This is a genomic window from Pseudonocardia sp., from assembly GCF_025965585.1.
Lineage (GTDB): Bacteria > Actinomycetota > Actinomycetes > Mycobacteriales > Pseudonocardiaceae > Pseudonocardia.
Window position 1 is genome coordinate 1 of sequence record NZ_JAOPWR010000239.1, and the last position, 3857, is coordinate 3857.

Genomic DNA, 3857 nt, shown 5'->3' on the forward strand with positions numbered 1-3857 from the left:
CCCGGACGAAACCGGCGTAGAACATCCAGCAGATCACGGCCACGGCCGCCGCACCGGGCACACTGCTGAACGCCCCGACGATCCCGGCGTCCACTGCGACCGCCGCCGGCCCCAGCGAGGGCATCGTGCCCGCGCCCAGCAGCCACCAGAGCGCCGTGGCGGCGACGGCCGATGCGAACCCCAGCAGGAACGCCGGCTCCAGCGGCAGCCGGGGCGATCCGGGGCAGGTCGGCGTCCCGGACGTCCCGGGGCCCAGGCCGTGCGGTCCGGAGCGGGGCACCAACATCGAAGATCCATCCGCAGACCGGTCGAGGTGGCAGCACCGCCTCGAGTTGACGACCGACCGTATGGTCCACGCCGCCCGGCGGATGCGCGCCTTAACGGAATCCTGATGCGTGTGTCCGCGCCGGTTCCGGCCGGCGTCACCGCGTTGATCCACCATCGGCTCGGGATGATCGTGATGTGGCCGGTAGTCGTCAGAAAACCATCAAGGCGCCGATGGGGTGGCGTTAAGACCGCCTTTCGACTCTCGCCGCGAGCGCCCGACTGGTCTGTACTCACCGCAGCCAGGACGCCGTCCGGGCTTCCGCTGCGCGGATCAGATGTGGGTCGAAGGACAGGAGCCACGGTGGCAGATCTGATCTTTACCGTGCTGATCATCGGCTTGTTCGCATTGCTGGCGCTGATTCTGCGAGGGGTGGAACGGCTGTGAACGTCGACAACATCGTCGGTCTGGTGGTGGCGGTTTTGCTGGTGAGCTATCTCGTGGTGGCGCTGCTTCGACCGGAGAAGTTCTGATGAGTACAGCGGCGGCGGGTTGGCTACAGGCCGGGCTCCTGGTTCTGGCCCTTGCCCTCTCCTATCGCCCGCTGGGCAACTACATGGCGGCGACGTTCACCTCCGAGAAGCACCTGCGGGTGGAGCGGGTGTTGTACCGGCTGATCGGCGTGGATCCCGAGGCGGACCAGAGGTGGTCGGTCTACGCGCGCGGAGTGCTGGCGTTCTCGGCCGTGTCGGTGTTGTTCCTCTACGCCTTCCAGCGACTGCAGGATCATCTGCTGTTGTCGCTCGGGTTCGGTCCGGTCACCCCGGACCAGTCGTTCAACACCGCCGCGTCGTTCATCACGAACACGAACTGGCAGTCCTACTCGGGTGAGTCGACGATGGGCTACCTGGTGCAGATGGCCGGGTTGGCGGTCCAGAACTTCGCCTCCGCCGCCGTCGGCATCATCGTGGTGATCGCCCTGATCCGCGGGTTCACCCGAGCGCGCACCGATCGCTTGGGGAACTTCTGGGTCGACCTCGTCCGCTGCGTGTTCCGGCTGTTGCTGCCCATCGCGGTCGTGTCCGCGGTGGTCCTGCTGGCCGGTGGGGTGGTGCAGAACTTCGCGGGCACGCAGGACGTGACCACGTTGGCCGGGATTCACCAGGCCATCCCCGGCGGGCCGGTCGCCTCCCAGGAGGCGATCAAGGAGTTGGGCACAAACGGTGGAGGCTTCTACAACGCCAACTCCGCGCATCCGTTCGAGAACCCGAACCCGTTCACCAACCTGTTCGAGATCTATCTGCTGCTGGTGATCAGCTTCGCGCTGCCGCGGACCTTCGGCAAGATGGTCGGTGACAACCGGCAGGGCTACGCGATCGTCGGCGTGATGGGGATCCTCTGGGTCGCGTCCGCGTCCCTGCTCAGCTACTTCGAGTCGGGCACGAAAAGCCCCGCGGCCCTCGCCGCCGGCGCCGCGATGGAGGGCAAGGAGGTCCGGTTCGGGATACCCGCGTCGGCGCTGTTCGCGTCCTCCACGACCTTGACCTCCACGGGAGCGGTCAACTCCGCGCACGACTCGCTGACCCCGCTCGGTGGCGGTGTGGCGCTGTTCGACATGATGCTCGGCGAGATCGCGCCCGGGGGCACGGGATCCGGTTTGTACGGAATTCTGATCCTCGCAGTCGTCACCGTCTTCGTGGCTGGGCTGATGGTCGGGCGCACCCCGGAATACCTCACGAAGAAGATTCAGGCACGCGAGATCAAACTGGCCTCCATCTACATACTGGCCACCCCGGCGCTCGCACTGGTCGGGACCGCGCTCGCCATTTCCCTGCGCGGTGAGAGAGCGGCGATCCTGAACCCGGGAGCGCACGGCCTGAGCGAGGTCCTCTACGCCTTCACCTCGACGGCCAACAACAACGGATCGGCGTTCGCCGGGCTGAGCGTGAACACCGCCTGGTACAACACCGCGCTCGGCATCGTGATGATACTCAGCCGATTCGTACCCATGATCTTCGTGCTGGCCCTGGCCGGGTCGCTGGCCCAGCAGAAACCCGTACCGGCATCGGTGGGCACGTTGACCACGCATCGCCCGCTGTTCGCGGTGATGTTGGTCGGCGTGGTCCTGATCGTCGTGGGTCTCACCTACTTCCCGGCCCTGGCGCTGGGCCCGATCGCTGAAGGGTTGGCGTGATGTCACTGACCACCACCGGTGGCCCGGACCGGGCCACCGAACCCACACCTCCCCGCCGCACCCGTGGGAGCGGCCCCGCCCCCGGCCGGGTCTCGGCCGGTCTCCTGGAACCGCGGTTGTTGCTGGCCGCCGTCCCGGACTCGTTGCGCAAGCTCGATCCGCGGGTGCAGATGCGCAACCCGGTGATGTTCGTCGTCGAGGTCGGCGCCGTCCTGACCACGATCTCCGCGATCACCACGCCCAGCGTGTTCTCCTGGGTGATCACCGTCTGGCTGTGGCTGACGGCCGTGTTCGCCAACCTCGCCGAGGCGGTCGCCGAGGGCCGGGGGAAAGCTCAGGCCGAGACCCTGCGGCGCACCAAGCGCGAGACCATGGCCCGGCGCCTGGTCGACTGGGATCCCGCCCGCGACGGCAAGGCCGGCAGAGCGGTACCGGAGGAGGAGGTGCCCGGTGCGTCGCTGCGGCTGGGTGACCACGTCGTCGTCGAGGCCGGCCAGACCATCCCCGGTGACGGTGACGTCATCGACGGCATCGCCAGCGTCGACGAGTCGGCCATCACCGGCGAATCCGCCCCGGTGATCCGCGAGTCCGGCGGCGACCGCAGCGCGGTGACCGGTGGCACCAAGGTGCTGTCCGACCGGATCATCGTCAGGATCACCTCCAAGCCGGGCGAGACGTTCATCGACCGGATGATCGCCCTGGTCGAGGGGGCGTCACGACAGAAGACCCCCAACGAGATCGCGCTGAACATCCTGCTGGCCTCGCTGACGATCATCTTCCTGCTCGCCGTCGTCACGCTGCAGCCGATGGCGATCTACTCCGGCGCCGAGCAGAGCATCGTCGTGCTGGTCGCGCTGCTCGTTGCGCTGATCCCCACCACCATCGGCGCGCTGCTGTCCGCGATCGGCATCGCCGGCATGGACCGGCTGGTGCAACGCAACGTCCTGGCGATGTCGGGAAGGGCCGTCGAGGCCGCCGGTGACGTCAACACGCTGCTGTTGGACAAGACCGGCACCATCACCCTCGGCAACCGGCAGGCCAGCGAGTTCGTCCCGGTGTCCGGGGTGGACGCCGATGCGCTCGCCGACGCCGCGCAGCTGGCGAGCCTGGCCGATGAGACCCCGGAGGGGCGCAGCATCGTGGTGCTCGCCAAGTCCGTCTACGGTCTGCGGGAACGCCACCAGGGCGAGCTCACCGGTGCGGCGTTCGTCGAGTTCACCGCGCAGACCAGGATGAGCGGGGTGGACCTGGCCGATCACCACCAGGTGCGCAAGGGCGCGGCCAACGCGGTCCGGGAGTGGGTGCGGGACAACGGCGGGGCCCCGGCACCGGAGCTGGGCCGGCTGGTGGACGACATCTCCAACGCTGGCGGCACCCCGCTGTTGGTGGCTGAACGGG

The 3857-nt window shown here is 68.1% G+C and carries 5 protein-coding genes; 4 read left to right on the forward strand and 1 reads right to left on the reverse strand.

Features of this window, described 5'->3' with window-relative positions:
- The coding region (locus JWR81_RS15500; RefSeq protein WP_297652196.1) for a hypothetical protein at positions 1-286 on the reverse strand (286 nt) is incomplete at its 3' end.
- Positions 287-397: 111 nt separating this feature from the next.
- Between JWR81_RS15500 and JWR81_RS15505 the strand changes: the two genes are divergently transcribed.
- From JWR81_RS15505 to kdpB, 4 genes are all read left to right on the forward strand, one after another.
- Positions 398-712: a hypothetical protein gene (locus tag JWR81_RS15505; RefSeq protein ID WP_297652199.1), complete on the forward strand. Its 315-nt coding sequence runs from the start codon at positions 398-400 to the stop codon at positions 710-712.
- Positions 709-798, forward strand: coding sequence for a K(+)-transporting ATPase subunit F (kdpF, locus tag JWR81_RS15510; protein WP_297652202.1), 90 nt, complete (start codon positions 709-711; stop codon positions 796-798). The genes JWR81_RS15505 and kdpF overlap by 4 nt, the downstream gene beginning before the upstream one ends.
- Entirely contained in the window at positions 798-2459 is a 1662-nt protein-coding gene (gene kdpA / locus JWR81_RS15515) for a potassium-transporting ATPase subunit KdpA (RefSeq protein ID WP_297652205.1), read from the forward strand. Before kdpF ends, kdpA begins: the two co-directional genes overlap by 1 nt.
- The coding region (gene kdpB, locus JWR81_RS15520; protein ID WP_297652208.1) for a potassium-transporting ATPase subunit KdpB at positions 2459-3857 on the forward strand (1399 nt) is incomplete at its 3' end. The genes kdpA and kdpB, both read left to right, overlap by 1 nt.